General features: G+C 38.0%; 12 protein-coding genes and 1 pseudogene. 7 read left to right on the top strand and 6 right to left on the bottom strand.

Features of this window, described 5'->3' with window-relative positions:
* Nucleotide 1: 1 nt before the first annotated feature.
* The 3 genes from OQZ33_RS02910 to OQZ33_RS02900 are packed head-to-tail and all read right to left on the bottom strand — an operon-like array spanning nt 2 to nt 4,120.
* A complete protein-coding gene (locus OQZ33_RS02910; RefSeq protein WP_265797541.1) occupies nt 2-931 on the bottom strand; it encodes a glycosyltransferase in 930 nt (309 codons plus the stop codon).
* Nucleotides 932-976: 45 nt separating this feature from the next.
* Nucleotides 977-3,361 carry a GumC family protein gene (locus OQZ33_RS02905; protein WP_265797540.1) on the bottom strand — a complete coding sequence of 795 codons (2,385 nt, stop codon included), beginning with the start codon at nt 3,359-3,361 and terminating at the stop codon, nt 977-979.
* A gap of 6 nt (nt 3,362-3,367) precedes the next feature.
* Nucleotides 3,368-4,120, bottom strand: a complete 753-nt coding sequence (locus tag OQZ33_RS02900; RefSeq protein WP_265797539.1) for a polysaccharide biosynthesis/export family protein — start codon at nt 4,118-4,120, stop codon at nt 3,368-3,370.
* Nucleotides 4,121-4,746: 626 nt separating this feature from the next.
* Between OQZ33_RS02900 and OQZ33_RS02895 the strand changes: the two genes are divergently transcribed.
* From OQZ33_RS02895 to OQZ33_RS02870, 6 genes are all read left to right on the top strand, one after another.
* Nucleotides 4,747-5,850, top strand: a complete 1,104-nt coding sequence (locus OQZ33_RS02895) for a glycosyltransferase (protein ID WP_265797538.1) — start codon at nt 4,747-4,749, stop codon at nt 5,848-5,850.
* 790 nt (nt 5,851-6,640) lie between these two features.
* Complete coding sequence (gene rfbF, locus OQZ33_RS02890) at nt 6,641-7,459, top strand: glucose-1-phosphate cytidylyltransferase (RefSeq protein WP_265797537.1); 819 nt, start codon at nt 6,641-6,643, stop codon at nt 7,457-7,459.
* A 24-nt stretch (nt 7,460-7,483) separates the two neighbouring features.
* Nucleotides 7,484-8,569 carry an NAD-dependent epimerase/dehydratase family protein gene (locus OQZ33_RS02885; RefSeq protein ID WP_265797536.1) on the top strand — a complete coding sequence of 362 codons (1,086 nt, stop codon included), beginning with the start codon at nt 7,484-7,486 and terminating at the stop codon, nt 8,567-8,569.
* Nucleotides 8,570-8,581: 12 nt separating this feature from the next.
* Nucleotides 8,582-9,133 (top strand): dTDP-4-dehydrorhamnose 3,5-epimerase, encoded by a 552-nt coding sequence (gene rfbC / locus OQZ33_RS02880; protein WP_265797534.1) that lies wholly within the window; start codon nt 8,582-8,584, stop codon nt 9,131-9,133.
* Nucleotides 9,134-9,153: 20 nt separating this feature from the next.
* Complete coding sequence (locus tag OQZ33_RS02875) at nt 9,154-10,518, top strand: NAD(P)H-dependent oxidoreductase (protein WP_265797533.1); 1,365 nt, start codon at nt 9,154-9,156, stop codon at nt 10,516-10,518.
* A gap of 916 nt (nt 10,519-11,434) precedes the next feature.
* Nucleotides 11,435-12,325: a beta-1,6-N-acetylglucosaminyltransferase gene (locus tag OQZ33_RS02870; protein ID WP_265797532.1), complete on the top strand. Its 891-nt coding sequence runs from the start codon at nt 11,435-11,437 to the stop codon at nt 12,323-12,325.
* Nucleotides 12,326-12,657: 332 nt separating this feature from the next.
* Here the strand turns inward: OQZ33_RS02870 and OQZ33_RS24420 are convergent.
* From OQZ33_RS24420 to OQZ33_RS02865, 3 genes and pseudogenes are all read right to left on the bottom strand, one after another.
* A pseudogene (locus OQZ33_RS24420) lies at nt 12,658-12,783 on the bottom strand (UDP-galactopyranose mutase); the annotation flags it as partial.
* A 235-nt stretch (nt 12,784-13,018) separates the two neighbouring features.
* Nucleotides 13,019-13,312 carry an NAD(P)-binding protein gene (locus OQZ33_RS24415; protein WP_416338736.1) on the bottom strand — a complete coding sequence of 98 codons (294 nt, stop codon included), beginning with the start codon at nt 13,310-13,312 and terminating at the stop codon, nt 13,019-13,021.
* Between the two features lie 166 nt (nt 13,313-13,478).
* On the bottom strand, nt 13,479-13,994 hold the full coding sequence (locus OQZ33_RS02865) for an RNA polymerase sigma factor (protein ID WP_265797531.1): 516 nt from the start codon (nt 13,992-13,994) through the stop codon (nt 13,479-13,481).
* Nucleotides 13,995-14,309: 315 nt separating this feature from the next.
* Between OQZ33_RS02865 and OQZ33_RS02860 the strand changes: the two genes are divergently transcribed.
* On the top strand, nt 14,310-15,068 hold the full coding sequence (locus OQZ33_RS02860) for a WecB/TagA/CpsF family glycosyltransferase (protein WP_265797529.1): 759 nt from the start codon (nt 14,310-14,312) through the stop codon (nt 15,066-15,068).
* Nucleotides 15,069-15,099: the final 31 nt, after the last annotated feature.

Below are 15,099 nucleotides of genomic sequence, written 5' to 3'. Positions count from 1 at the left end.
CCTACCCATGCGCCATTAGTGAATCTATCGCAGCGAACCGATCAAGGGGATTGGTAAACAAGGATTTCATCAGATCAGCTCCAGATAGTTGTTCACCGGAGTGCTTTTTATGTAGCGCGACAATGGTTTCAACATAATTTTCACGATCCTTGTTCAATTTCAACAGGGTCTTTTCCCTGATATATTTTGGATCGATCTGCCGCTGAATCATATTTTCCACACCTATTTTAATTGCCCTGGGATTATCATCCACAATTGCAGTGTACTCAGGATCATAATATTCAGATCTGCCGCCAGTGCTTTTGGTACTGACCACAGGAATCCCAGAGAGCATATACTCCAAACTTGCTAACATTGGACCCTCCTCTTTTGAAAGACATAATCCCACCCGTGATTCATTGAAAAGCCTGTTTTTTTCTGATACATTTTTCCAGTTTCTATTGAAATCCGCATGTTTCATTTCGGGATAGGCAGCATAGAGGTCGTTTTCTCTCTCACCTGCCCCTTGGGTATAGGTTAAGATATATAAATTTTCAATTTCTCGCGCCAGGCCAATCCTCTTGAAAGGAATAATCTGCGCGGCATAAATAGCGTCGAACCGCTTTTCCACATTTTCAACGAAATAATCCTTGTCATTAAGATATACATAGATTGGACACTTCATCCCAGGAATTTGAAAAATGCTCCGATAGCGGTCCTCAGATGAAGAATTGCACATCATAATGGGTTGCACACCCAATTTCTTAAGCTTCCTGAAAAATAGTTTCTTCTCAACCATCTTATAAAGTTTTGCATGGTTCCATGTCAAATGGACGAATGCAATCAAATCTTCGCTGTTTTTGTTTTTAGCGAGCTGTTCCAGGGCTTCATAATCCTGAATACCTATAATCTGGGGATGTTCACTTAATTTATATGCGCCTTTAAATAACATGATCTTACTTGAGTTTGGTTTACTAATTTTTTAAGGACTTTCGGCTTAAAACCTATTTCTAAAATCACTAAAAACTTGGGACACAATACTCTTTTTAGCATTGCTATAATAGGATTCATCATAACTGTATCCATAACCGTGTTTTACTCTTTCAATTGAATTGAACACTACATATGGGTTTCTCAGGTGATTTTCCTCCTTCAGCGATTTGAGAAAATCCATTTCTGATTTGCCGGTAAATCCTTGTCTAACGACATAAAGCGTTACGTCAACTAGATTTGAAAGTAATATTGCATCCGGCACCAAATGAACCGGTGGACTGTCAATAATCACATCATCATAGATTGCAGCCAGTTTTGTGATCAGATCCTTTAACTGCCTGGTTTCAAGCAGTTCCGATGGGTTATCTACGATCTGTCCACAAGGGATAACGTCTAAGAATTTGTTAATGCCACTATTTTGTATAATCTCATCAACACTGGCATTGTTATTTAAATAATCTGTTACGCCTTTTTTCTCATTCGATAACCTAAAATACTTCGCAATTTTAGGTTTTCTCATATCAAGCTCAAGCACAACAGTTCTTTTCTGCGCAAGGGAAAGCGTTGCAGCAAGATTTACAGTCGTAAAACTCTTACCCTCCTTTGATACACTGGAGGTTACCAAAGTTACCCTGCCAGTCTCTTTCCTATTATGCAGGTAATATAATTTAATCCTTAATGCCCGGAGCTGCTCACTGACCGCATTAACGGTAGTCCTGTTAATGGCAATGGGATCCTTTCCCCCCTGATAGGGAATCTCTCCAACAATTTTAACATCAGCAATTTTGGTAATGTCTTCTGCAACCAGAATTTTATCTGACAATGCATTTCGTCCGTAGATCAATCCTACCGGCATTGCAACCATAAATACCAATGACAATAGAAAAACAAAAGGTTTTTTGTTTTTTGGCGTCTCCGCATAAGCATCATCCACAATTCTGCTATTGGAGAGATTGGAAGCGTATTTTACTGCGGCTTCCTCTCTTTTTTGAAGGAGATAGGTGTAAGTATTTTCCTTACTTAACTGTTGCCTTTTGATGTTTAACAACTGACGCTCTTCTGTAGGGATATCCCGAATAGAGGCTTCAAATTGATTGTTATATGACTGGAGTTTATTTCTGGCACTAAGCAAATTTTGTTTGATGTTTCTTACACTTTCTTGAATAACGCCTTTGGTTGTTTTGAGCTGTCTGTTGATGGGGTCAAATTCAGGATTTGTTTCAGGCATATTGGCGGCCATCTTATCATGTTCAAGTTGAATCACACTTAAGCGTTCAACAGCGCTAGACAGGGTCGCATCATTTATTCCGATTGTTGATGGAATCTTATTTCCCTCACGGGATGAATTTACATACTGCTCAACTCCATTGATCACATTCAGCTGAAGGTTGATTTCATTCAGCTTCGAATCGTTGGCCTGGAGATTTTGCAAACTGATCTCAGACTGGGAACTGATATCGGTTAAACCTTTACTGCTCTTAAAACCTTCTATACCTTTTTCTGCTGTAGAAAGTTCGTTTGTAAGCGAGGCCAACCGTTGGTCTAAAAACTCAAGCGTTTGCTTTAGCTCAGAGTTCTTACCCGTCGTTGCTGCAGAATAATAATTTGCGATGACAGCATTGAGAATATCTTTTCCCCTCTGCTCATTCACATCAGATACAGCTAAGTCAATAGATGTTCCCAGTTTGCTGGACAGGCTTGCCTCTATTCCCTTTTGCAAATCCAAGGCTTTGGTCCCAGGATCTGTAAGAGAAATGACAAGTGTTTTGCCCTTGGATGCTTTTAACTTTTGAGTTGGAACGAGTTTCCAGTTGCCAAATTTATCGTGATATTCCTGGTGAAATGAAAGGGCAGTTGACTTTCCATCCTTGGAAATTAGTTCAAAATGATTATTATCAATCAATTTAATCTTTATACCTTGATTGTTGAGATTGCCCTTAACACTCGTCAACACGAATTTAACCGGACTCTCCAGATACATATCCGTAGAGGTCAATGCATCATTTTTCGTAATTAATCCCTCTTTCTGGTAATAGGTTACCCAAAGCTGGAGGTCATCCACAATTCTGCTGAGCAGCTGCTTTGATTTTAAAACCTTGATTTCGTTTTCAATCAGATCAGGAGAGTTGGAGATACCAATTTCATCCAGCAGGTCATTCTTTCCACTACTCTGTTTGCTGTTATCCTTTACAATGATCGTTGCTTTAACATCATAGACTGGCTTATACCTTTTCAGATAAATGAAAGCAAGACCGATAGTGAGCAGGATTGAAATTAAAAACAACGGCCAGTGAAAAATATATCTATTTAATACAACCTTCCAGTTTTCGGTTTTTTTTGATCGTTCACCCAACATCATTGGTGCGAACTGGGCTTGTTGTGTACTCATAATTGCCTACCTGTATATATTAGAGAGAACAATTGCTATAATAGAGAGTCCGGACAAAACAAGCGTAGCTGTTCTATATCCCCGGTCGACGGTTGCGTATTTTGTACGATCTGGCTGCACGTATATTTCATCGTTGTTCCGGACATAATAATATGGAGATTCGAAAACCTTTTTTGAGGTCAGGTCGATGGGAATAAACTGTCTTTTTCCATCTTCCTCCCGCACCAAAATGATGCTTTTTCTCATCGCTGTGATATTTAAATCACCCGCTAAACTCAAAGCCTGGGTAATGGTGGTTCGTTCGTTCTGCAGGGTATAGACGTTCGGTCGCTCCACATCGCCATATACACTTACCTTAAAATTAAGGATACGAACATTGACTACCGGATCATTATAGAACTTTAAAAGTGCGACATTCATCTTTTCCTGAAGCTCAGTGGTTGTCAGCCCTTCGACTTTTAATGTTCCAATCACAGGAAGATGAACATTACCCTTGGTATCTACCTGATAACCTGGAATAGCGTTTTGTTGATTATTAGGCTCATAACTGAAAATGGATGACGACTCTGGGGTTCTGCTACTCACCTTAATCGCTAAGATGTCGTTCGGTCTAATGGTCAATGGGGAATAATTTTTTACCTGATCGACGGTCGGCCCATTTCTTTCAAGATCTTGATAGTAGGGGATGTTTTTATATGATCCGCAAGAGCTCATGAGTAAAATCATGGCGGAAATCAATAAGAAATAATACTTATTCATAAATTAGGAGTTATAAATGTGAAAGATGTTTGGTGCATAAAAATCACCGTTACGAAAGTCCATCATTGGCGTTGTAAAATCAATAGCCCCAAAGGGCTATGATTACAATTTAGAGCAAAAAAGTATTATAAATACTACACCAAAAAACACATTAGAACGGCATTAGAAAGTGTGATTTATTTATAGAATAATTCGTTTTCAGGCCTCAATTCGAAGTTCATAAGGTCGCTATTATTCTTCTAGGATACATTAAGGCCACATATTGGCCCTAAATGACTTTGCGACGCTCCACAATTTAACCTTCCTCTATAAAATCAAAAAATAACTCACCCTGGAAAATCGTTTTCTTGCCAAAAGGTTGACTGTATCAGCTTAATCGCATAGAATCCTTGCGGGCAAGTTTGGTTTACTATATATTTGTCCTATTGAAACTTAAGAATTGAAAACAGTTATTTCGTTGCCAAAAAATAAATGTTTTAATATATACCCTAAATGATCCTGCGCTTTCTCTTGAAAAAAATACGCTCATTCTCCAAACGTTAACTCAACCAAATATCTGATGAAAAATATTTTAGCGGCTTTACCACCCCTTATACCAGGCAATGCTTATCTCCGATTTTGATGTTATGAAAATTTTATACTATCATCGTTTTTTAAAAAAAACAGAAACGAACGCGCTACCGGGTCACTTCTTCAATGGTGTATTGGGAATGGAAGAATTCGGTATAAAGGTTTCTTATCTTGAAAATTCTTATTTGGGAAATAGAATAATTTTAGCCATTAAGGTTGCTATACAAGTTATTTTCCAAAGTGAATCATTCGATTTAATTTACGGAAGCACTCCATATGGGCTTGAACTTGTGGTATTACTCAGAAGTCTGGGATTGTTTCGAAAACCTATTGTAGTGTGGCACCACAGGGCAATCAAGCCTGCCAGCAAACCACTAATCAATCGATTACTTAAACTATATTACAGTGGCTTTGATAAAATCCCGATGTTTACCACTAAACATATCGAAGAAAGCCAGCGTGCAAACCTGATAGAAAAAAACAAAATGATGCAGATACAATGGGGTCCGGATGCAGAGTATTTTGATCAGATTATGATGGGTAAGGAAAAGCCCCTTAATACTACCTTTTGTTCTACAGGAAGAGAAAATCGTGATTTCCCTACCCTTATTCATGCTTTCTCCAGGTTGCCTCAAAGCAACCTAATAATATATACTACCAAAGTTCACGGAAAGATGAACAATGAAAAATTATTGATGGATTATGCCAAGCGGTATCCGAACGTAGATTTCACCCTAGTTGACACCAAAAACTCCAATAGGTTTTTGGCAAATGAAGTTTACAACAGCCTATGCGCAGTAGTATCCTGTAATGAGCACAACTATACCGTTGGCCTGACTTCCTTAGTGGAGGCAATGGCGCTCAAAACCGCAATTATAACCTCAGATAATCCTTACTTTCCATTTGATGTAGAGAAAGAGGGCTTTGGCATTAAAGTTAAATATAATGACGTGGAAGGATGGACCAAAGCGATCAATTACCTGACAGAAAACCCGGAAATCGCAAAGGAAATGGGATTGAAAGGCAGAAAGTTTGTGGATGAGAAATACAATCTATTGCTTTTAACTTCCAGTATAGCCAGAAGTTTCTTCGAAGTTTTAGGCCGACCATTGCCAACTGGCTTAAAAGCGGCTGAGAAATCAACCTTACAGGCAAGCTAAGTGCATTTAGTAAAAAAATCCTAGCATGATCAACCAGTGAGTAAAAGCAATGACGGGCTCACGCATACAAATTTTCTCCATTTCTAGCGGGCTATGAGCAACATTCATTAGTGCTACTTCATTCAGCTAGCCTCCAAAGACAACTCACCATGTTGATAAACATTTTCTGCAACGGAAGGCTTTAGTTAATATGTCTCTACTACTACGTCGAGGTGTCTTTTTCCATCATGCAGCCTGACCTCATTAGTTAACACAGCCCTCTTATCCAGGAAAAATACCACCGACCACTAATATCCCGATCATAAACGCACTGCTCACTTAGCAAAAAGGATCTATTTTATTACCCCATACCTATCAGTTAATTTCATGTGCCCATTATTTTGGTTTAAAGAAATTAGCCAAACGAAAATAAAAATATTCCCAGAAAAATTACGGCCATAAAAGTTTTTAATCGCTGCTCGATGATAAATTAAATGTCATTTACTAGGGGGTTGCCGAAGTATTGTAAGCGCTCAACTAAGGGTATTAATGCCCTTGTTTTTTTGTCACATTCTAGTATTAAAGGGCTATTGTCGTGGCCCTGACGTTGGCATAATTTAGTACTATGTTCTAAAACCTGATAATTACCCTCTAGGGTGTTGCAAGAAGTTTTAAGAACGCAAAACAATACAAGCATAAACTTAATAATCGACCTAAACCCAGAACTAACCAAATAAAGAATGCCTGTGATCTTAAGAGAAAATAAATGGCAGGGGGTTCAAAGTAGCAGTCAAAAAATCAAGTATAAAGTATGAAAGCAGTAATTATGGCGGGTGGATTCGGAACCCGTATCAGCGAAGAGAGTGGTATTAAACCCAAGCCCATGGTGGAAATTGGTGGAATGCCCATTTTATGGCATATCATGAAAATATATTCATGTCATGGCATAAATGACTTTATTGTTTGTTGTGGTTACAAAGGCCATGTCATCAAAGAATACTTCGCAAATTACTGCCTTAACAATTCAGATGTTACCTTCAACATGAAAACCAATTCCATGGAAGTCCATAAAAATGCGACAGAACCCTGGAAGGTGACATTGGTAAATACTGGCCACAACTCGATGACTGGGGGCAGATTAAAAAGAGTAGAAAAATACCTTGACAACGAAACTTTTTGCATGACATACGGCGATGGGTTAAGTGATGTAGATATTACTCAATCCATCAACACACATAGAAAAAATGGCAAATATGCCACGCTGACTGCTGTTCAGCAACCAGGAAGATTCGGAGTATTCAACTTACCTGAGGGTGAAGATTTGGTCGGATCATTTCAGGAAAAACCAAATGGTTCAGAAATGCCGTGGATCAATGGGGGCTTTTTTGTACTGGAACCAGAAATCTTTGATTACATCGAGGATGACAATTCGGTGTGGGAAAAAGAAGCCATGGAAAATCTGGCAAAGGATGGTCAGCTAGCCGCCTATAAACACACTGGATTCTGGCAACCGATGGATACCCTTCGTGATCGAACAGTTTTGGAAGATCTTTGGCAACAGGGAATTGCGCCATGGCATTGGGAATCCCTGATGCATAAAATTGCCTCCACTGAAATCAGCGCATTATAGAAACCCTTATCCAAGCAAATAAAAATGAAAATACTTATAACCGGAAACATGGGCTACATCGGCCCGGAAGTCATCACCCTGCTGCGTAAAAATCACCCAAAGGCTATATTAATCGGCTATGATATGGGCTATTTTGCATCCTCACTCACAAACGCAGCGTTTTTTCCAGAGAGTCAATTGGATCAGCAAATTTTTGGAGATGTAAGGGACTTGGGTGCTGAGCTTCTTGATGGGATAGATAAAGTAATTTACCTGGCTGCGATTTCCAATGATGCTATGGGTAATCGCTATGAGGAAGTGACCTATGATATCAACTATAAAGCTGCCATCAAAATAGCCACAGTTGCGAAAGCTGCTGGCGCAAATGCATTTGTATTTGCCTCAAGCTGCAGCATGTATGGGAAGGCTGATGGTCCTGCAAAAACTGAAACTTCCAAGCTTAATCCACTCACCGCATATGCAAAATCTAAAGTTTACGCAGAACATGACCTAAAAGATCTGGCAAGCGATGAATTTACTATCACTTGTTTAAGATTTGCAACCGCGTGCGGAATGAGTTCAAGGCTTAGACTTGATTTAGTTTTAAACGATTTTGTTGCCGGGGCGGTAAGTTCTGGGAAAATAAAAATCTTAAGCGATGGAAGCCCATGGAGACCTCTGATTCATATTAAGGATATGGCCAGAGCAATTAATTGGGCAATCGACAGAAAAAAAGATTGTGGTGGTGAATTCCTGGCTGTGAATGCAGGCAGCCGTAGATGGAATTACCAGGTTGTGGATCTGGCCAATGCAGTAGCACTAGCCATCCCTGGCGTGGAAATCGATATCAATAAAAATGCCACACCAGATGAAAGATCATACAAAGTAGATTTTTCTCTGTTTGAACAGCTGGCACCAGAGGCTCAACCCCTTTGCAATCTAGAGGACACCATCATGGAGATCTACAACGGGCTGGTCAGTATGGAATTCGACAACGTTAATTTTCATAACTCCCCGTTTATGAGGTTGAGAATATTAAATGCATTGCAGGAAAAGAATCACCTAAGTGAAGATTTGCAATGGAATTTTAAATCTGTCGAAGTCGCAGAAAGCGAAGCGGTAAACATTTAATCAAAGATCCAGATGGAATTTATAGAAACAAAGCTGAAAGGCGCATATATCATAGACATTAAACCCATAACCGATGAACGCGGTTTTTTTTCCAGATCATACTGCAGCGATGAGTTTAAGGAATATAAGCTAAACACAAATGCTGTTCAGAACAATATCAGCTTCAATGAAAAAAAAGGTACCCTCAGAGGAATGCACATGCAGAAGGCTCCTTTTGAAGAGACGAAATTAGTTCGTTGCACAAGGGGATCCATTTATGATGTGATTGTGGACATGAGAGCGGGATCCGAGACCTACAAGCAGTGGATTGGCGTTGAACTCACAGCGGATAACTACAGAATGTTATATGTCCCCGAAGGATTTGCACACGGCTTTATCACCCTTGAAGATCGTACCGACGTTTCATACCAGGTTACTCAATTTTACACACCTGGATTTGAGCAATGTTTTCGTTGGGACGATCCATCCTTTGATATCAAGTGGCCGATTGAACCTGTTGTAATTTCAGCCAAAGACCAATCACATCTATTGATAAACGACGGTGTTGGTGAACCAAATATTTGATAATACTAATAGTAATTTTTATGATAATTGTTGATAATGCGCTGGCAAAGCTGGCGGCCCAAAATAAATCCATCAAAGTTGGCATAGTGGGTGCAGGCTTTATGGGCAGAGGTATAGCGCTTCAGATTTGTAAATATGTTCCAGGAATGGAATTGGTTGCCATTTCAAATCGAAACATAGAAAAAGCAAAATACGCCTATAACCAATCAGGCGTAGAAGAATGCGTGGAAGTAAACAGCACCGAGCAGCTGGACAAAAATATCCTCAATGGCGTGTATAGCATTACTACGGATCCGACGCTACTATGTAAGTCTGCCGGTATTGATGCCATTATAGAAGTTACCGGTGCCGTCGAGGCTTCTGCCAGAGTGGTACTCTGCGCAATAGAAAATAAGAAACATGTCATATTAATGAACGCTGAACTGGACGGTACAGTCGGCCCGATCTTAAAAGCGTATGCGGATAAGGCAGGCGTAATTCTGACCAATGCAGATGGAGATCAACCTGGCGTGATGATGAACTTATATCGATTTGTCAAAGGTCTGGGTGTGAAACCAGTACTTGTCGGGAATGTTAAAGGCTTACATGATCCCTATAGAAATCCCCAAACACAAAAAGAATTTGCCGAAAAATGGGGACAAAACCCTGTCATGGTTACCTCTTTTGCAGATGGAAGCAAGATTTCCTTCGAACAGGCTATTCTGGCAAATGGTACGGGCATGAGAGTGGCAAAACGGGGCATGATCGGACCGTCAGTTCCATCAGGAACACATCTAAAAGATGTATTGGATAAATATCCCCTCGAAGAACTTACAAAAGGACCAGGAATAGTAGATTACGTTGTGGGTGCAGAACCATCTCCAGGGGTATTCGTAGTTGGCACCCATGATGATCCAATTCAACAGCATTACCTTAATTTGTACAAATTAGGCGAGGGACCGCTTTATTTATTCTATACTCCTTATCATTTGTGCCATTTTGAAGTGCCACAGACGGTTGCCAGGGCGGTATTATTTAAAGATGCCGCATTGACTCCTTTAGATAAACCATATGTCGAGGTCGTTACCGCAGCAAAGGTGGATTTAAAAACTGGTGATATTTTAGATGGAATTGGAGAATTTATGAGCTATGGCTTATGTGAGAATGCGGACACTACTGCACTTGAAAATTTACTTCCATTAGGGGTTGCGGAAAACTGTATTTTGAAAAGGAATGTTGCAAAGGATCAAGTTCTCACCTATGATGATGTAATTCTACCTCAAGGGCGGTTAATAGATAAGTTACGAAAAGAGCAAAATGAACACTTTAAAATGCCAACTCATCAACAGGCTACAAAGGTTAAGTCAAATCCTATCGTAGGTGCAATCTTAAAATTTATAATTTAAAATAGGGGGCTGCATTATAGTGCAGTCTCCTATTGTTAAGACCCGAACAATAAAAAGTTAGTAGTCACAATGAATAACCAAGACGTTATTTATTTTGAAGTTGACTGATAAATATATCGGGCAAAGAATTTAATCATATCCATCTTTGATTAATACTGAAACTTACTTATAAATACTATTAATACTAGGTTAAGGCTTAATAAAGTTAACAATTATTTGGTTTTGATCCCATGGGAAACTGCAACATAGCTTAAAATTTTTCCCGTTTCCCATAAACGAAGCCACTTATGTTTAATTCTCTTTTAAAATTCCTTATATGTTAACCTTTAATATTTCATCTTCCTTGTATATCTGGACAAATGGTATATCGAGTCTAAAACCTTAAATGACAAAAAAAGACAAACAATCAAAATATGTGAAATTATGTAAATGTAATTATACATAAATCATAATTAATACAACCTTTAAGACTAAACTTTAATTTAATATCTTAAAAATTTTACCTTTAGTTGTTGAAATTAAATCACGGGACGATTTATACTAGTTAACAATTATAATGCATTATTGCATAATGTCTGGATGGACGTAATATACCGAAAGCTATGCGATGCATGGCTTTTGATATTTATATCAAAAAAGCTGAGGTATCTAAATTTACCGATAAAAATTTCAGTGTTGTTTTTCGTGCGTCCGCGTTGGAAAGTGTTTATGTTCCGTTCGCTTATTTGCTCGGTGTTGTTCGTTGTTTTTTTTCAAAAAGTGCTTTAGTCTATCAATTCCTTACTAATAACAAATTCAGTTAGATCTATAAATTGGAACTTATATATTTATATACACAAATTTAGAAATCGTTTTCATGCGAAAATAGTTCAAAGTAGTACATTTTAGAATTCAGAAGGATTGATTTGATAAACCTATGGAAAAAGCTTACTTAATAATGGCTCATAAATCACCTGGCCAACTCTACAGATTAATTGACAGATTAAATGACAACCAGTCTTATTTTTTTATTCACATCTATATCCATTCTGATCTGGGACAATTTGGTATCCTAAAGCGATTTGGAGAGCGGGTTATTTTTTTAGAACGATTCGACTCCACTTGGGGAAAACTAGGTTTGACGTTACCTTTGCTTTCCGGGCTACAAACCATCAAAGATTTTGGCTTGAAGTTCGATAGGATTATCCTTTTAAGCGGGCAAGATTATCCTATTAAGAGCAACATAGAAATTAATAATTTTTTCAAAACCTCACCCTACTCTGTTTTCATAAACCATATTCCACTACCAAATATTGAAAAATGGCCTGGAAGGGATCGTGGCGGATTATATCGGGTAGATAAATATTATTTTGGAGGTGAAAAGACTCAACTACTCTGCTCAAGGGCGCTAAATATGCTCGCTAATTTTTTGCCTTTTCTGCGCAGAAAGATACCTAATCAAATGAAACCATATATTGGGCAAACATGGATAATCTTAGATATGTATGCGTTAAATTACATTATTGATTTCAATCAGAAAAACCCTGAATACCTTAAATTTCACAGACATACCTTTGTTGCTGACGAACTTGTTGTACCTATGATCATCGGAAACAGCAACGATACAGAGCTAATCAAACGCATTAAAAATACAGAGCTCCGTTTTACCATATGGGATACTCCACAAGACGCACATCCAAAAGTATTACGTAAATCTGATTTTGAAAGAATTAAATTTTCCGAGGAAATATTTGCAAGAAAATTTGATGAGGCAATAGATAGTGAAATACTTGATATGATTGATAAAGAACTTTTGCACAAGCACTGATATTTTACCGCACCTCCATTCCCGGTCGCTGAATTCCTATCCAAAGCCGGTGGGAGATGGAGGACTGAAAGGTTTACTTAAACCACCACTTTTGAGATACTTCTAAATCCTTCATAGTATTTCATATACAGATAAGGACTTAGCAACTACACTGGTCCCTGTTTTAGTATTTGTAGGTCGCAGGTCTGCCAACAAAATAGGTATTAGATAAGACTTCGCAGCTCTTGATATCGGTCATAAAAAAGTGACTTATTGGGTTTTAGAGTTGATAATGTGGATCACAGCTTTGTACAGGATACTCATACACGACTGATTTTTTTGCTCCTGCCCTGTCAGATTTTAAATCCTGTGACCCTAGTAAAATCGTAGTCGTTTGGATAATTCACCGTAGCGGTCTGCTGGAATTTTTCCACCCCCAGAGTATCAAACTTAAAATTAATCGATCTACAAGGAAGCTTCCCAAACTGAAATCAAAATATTCATCTTCCGGTCCAGTGAAATAAGTTTTCTATATGATATTATTTATAATATCTTAAGGATCCAACCCCACTGCTTTTTGGTATCATTTTTTATTTTTTTTGTAACGCTCCCTTCCCACACTATTGACTACGACATCTTCCGAGGTTCGGATATCCCTTATGTTTCTGACTTGGTCTCAAAAAAATCCACAATCTCATTATTATTTAACTTCATTCATACGAAAAATTGATTGTATTCATATTGATCGGGATAGGAAAAGTGACCATCCAGATTAGCGAGAACCTTATGCTGATAGTGTCTCCATTTGGCAAACTTTGACTGGTGTTCGAAAACCTCTGCACTGTTGGTGTGGAAAATATGGGGACAATATTCATGAACCATGATACCCGCTTCATCATAATGATTATAAGCATTACCTATGTGATTTCGCGTGTTAATTATCAATAGTTTTACATTAGCGCTCGCAGCAAGTCGCTCTGCAAAGGACGCCGTCAGCGAAACTAGCACCGACGATTAAAAAGTAATACATTTTTAGTTAAATTGATACTATAATCAACGAAAGATTCTAATTTTTCACCATCAAGCCCGCTGTGTGAATTTTTCCATCCGACGAGTCCTCTTCGTCAATGCTAAAGATGTAAAATATCAAAATGAAATCCACTAGCTTCAGCCTTCAATTGAAACAAAGTCTAAGTTTTTTGATCGATTTTCTGATTCGGGTTTTTACTGTCCCCAAGGGCAAATTCAAAACCTTTGCAACCTCATCCTGTGTAAACTGTTTAAAATAAAACAAATCGATTATTTTTCTTTCCTCTGCATTTAATTTAGCAATCAACTGCTTAACACCTATTTTCTCAATGTTAAAGCTGCTACTATAATTTGCCCCAAACTCAAATTCTAAAGCATCGAGCGATTGATTGAGTCTGCTGTTTCGAGTACTTTTCAGTCTTACATAATCAATGGCTAAATTTTTTGCTACCGTTTTGCTCCAAGTCAAAAGGTGTGCTTTCTGATAGCTATACGTATGAATACAACCATTCATTTTGACAAATGTATCATGTAAAATATCCTCGGCAGTTTCCTGATGGGGAACAATCTTGAGTATTGAAAACATTAAATCAGCTGAATGATCTCTGTATAGTCCATTGAGTATTTCGACATGACTTTCCGGTTTTGTTTCAAGTAGCATGGGACTTGCGGATGAATGACAGTTTCTACTGACATTTCCATTACAATAAGTCATAAGCATATATGGGGTTAATTTAGTGTAATTTACCTTATTAAAATTTTCACCAAGGGGAAGAAGGTGAGATCACAAATTGAAAAACCGAAAAGAAATAGACCTAAATATCTCTACGTTATTCTCCTAAGTTGTAAACGTACAGTTACGAAATAAATTTAAAAAAAAATAACCAGAACTAAAACCCTGCACTTAAAAAAAGCGTATATTATACTAAGAAATCAGATGTCCCGGTGATTTTTTCAAGAAAGGTTTAGAATCGCTATGGGAAATTTTTTCAATTTAAACGAAACTGGTATCAACTATGATCTCTATACTGGAGAACTGGCAGAACTTTCGTTAAACTCCAAGATTGTTATTAATACAATTAATCAGTATTCTTACTGCATGGCAGAGGAAGATCCCGAATTTAAAGAGGCGTTAACTAGCTCAGACATACTGCTCCCTGATGGTGATGGAGTTGTTCTTGCTGAACGAATTCTTTCTGGAAAAAAAATCAAAAAGATCTCAGGTACTGATCTTCATCAACATATGCTTAAAACCTTGAATGAGAAGGGAGGCCGTTGCTTTTATCTTGGTTCAAGCGAAAGTACTTTACAGAAGATAAAAAATAAGGTCTCATTAGAATTTCCAAAAATTAAGGTGGAGTATTATTCTCCCCCTTTTAAGGCTATATTTAGTATGGAGGACAATCGAGCAATGATTAAAGCGGTGAACTTATTTGCTCCCGACGTACTTTTCATTGGATTGACTGCTCCAAAACAGGAAAAATGGTCTCAATTATGCAAGGATCAGATACACGCTAAAGCAATATGTTCCATTGGAGCTGTATTTGATTTTTATTCCGAGACTATTAAACGGCCAAATGCACGATTAGTCCGGAATAAGATGGAATGGATGGGCAGACTGCTGAGTAATCCCTCAAGAATGTGGAAACGATATATCTACTATGGACCTATCTATATGTTCTATATAATAAAACTAAAGTTATACAGGAAATATCATAAAGTATCGTCGAAATAGTCAATACAACATATGTATTTCGAAATAAATC

The sequence above is a fragment of the Pedobacter sp. MC2016-05 genome (assembly GCF_026239735.1).
Taxonomy (GTDB): domain Bacteria; phylum Bacteroidota; class Bacteroidia; order Sphingobacteriales; family Sphingobacteriaceae; genus Pedobacter.
This window is presented reverse-complemented; position numbering and strand designations above follow the sequence as displayed.

What these genes read in the sequence shown, in the direction of transcription:
- OQZ33_RS02910 (WP_265797541.1), bottom strand. Translation starts at nt 931, where the DNA reads ATGTTATTTAAAGGCGCATATAAATTAAGTGAACATCCCCAGATTATA.
- OQZ33_RS02905 (WP_265797540.1), bottom strand. Translation starts at nt 3,361, where the DNA reads ATGAGTACACAACAAGCCCAGTTCGCACCAATGATGTTGGGTGAACGA.
- OQZ33_RS02900 (WP_265797539.1), bottom strand. Translation starts at nt 4,120, where the DNA reads ATGAATAAGTATTATTTCTTATTGATTTCCGCCATGATTTTACTCATG.
- OQZ33_RS02895 (WP_265797538.1), top strand. Translation starts at nt 4,747, where the DNA reads ATGAAAATTTTATACTATCATCGTTTTTTAAAAAAAACAGAAACGAAC.
- rfbF (WP_265797537.1), top strand. Translation starts at nt 6,641, where the DNA reads ATGAAAGCAGTAATTATGGCGGGTGGATTCGGAACCCGTATCAGCGAA.
- OQZ33_RS02885 (WP_265797536.1), top strand. Translation starts at nt 7,484, where the DNA reads ATGAAAATACTTATAACCGGAAACATGGGCTACATCGGCCCGGAAGTC.
- rfbC (WP_265797534.1), top strand. Translation starts at nt 8,582, where the DNA reads ATGGAATTTATAGAAACAAAGCTGAAAGGCGCATATATCATAGACATT.
- OQZ33_RS02875 (WP_265797533.1), top strand. Translation starts at nt 9,154, where the DNA reads ATGATAATTGTTGATAATGCGCTGGCAAAGCTGGCGGCCCAAAATAAA.
- OQZ33_RS02870 (WP_265797532.1), top strand. Translation starts at nt 11,435, where the DNA reads ATGGAAAAAGCTTACTTAATAATGGCTCATAAATCACCTGGCCAACTC.
- OQZ33_RS02865 (WP_265797531.1), bottom strand. Translation starts at nt 13,994, where the DNA reads ATGCTACTTGAAACAAAACCGGAAAGTCATGTCGAAATACTCAATGGA.
- OQZ33_RS02860 (WP_265797529.1), top strand. Translation starts at nt 14,310, where the DNA reads ATGGGAAATTTTTTCAATTTAAACGAAACTGGTATCAACTATGATCTC.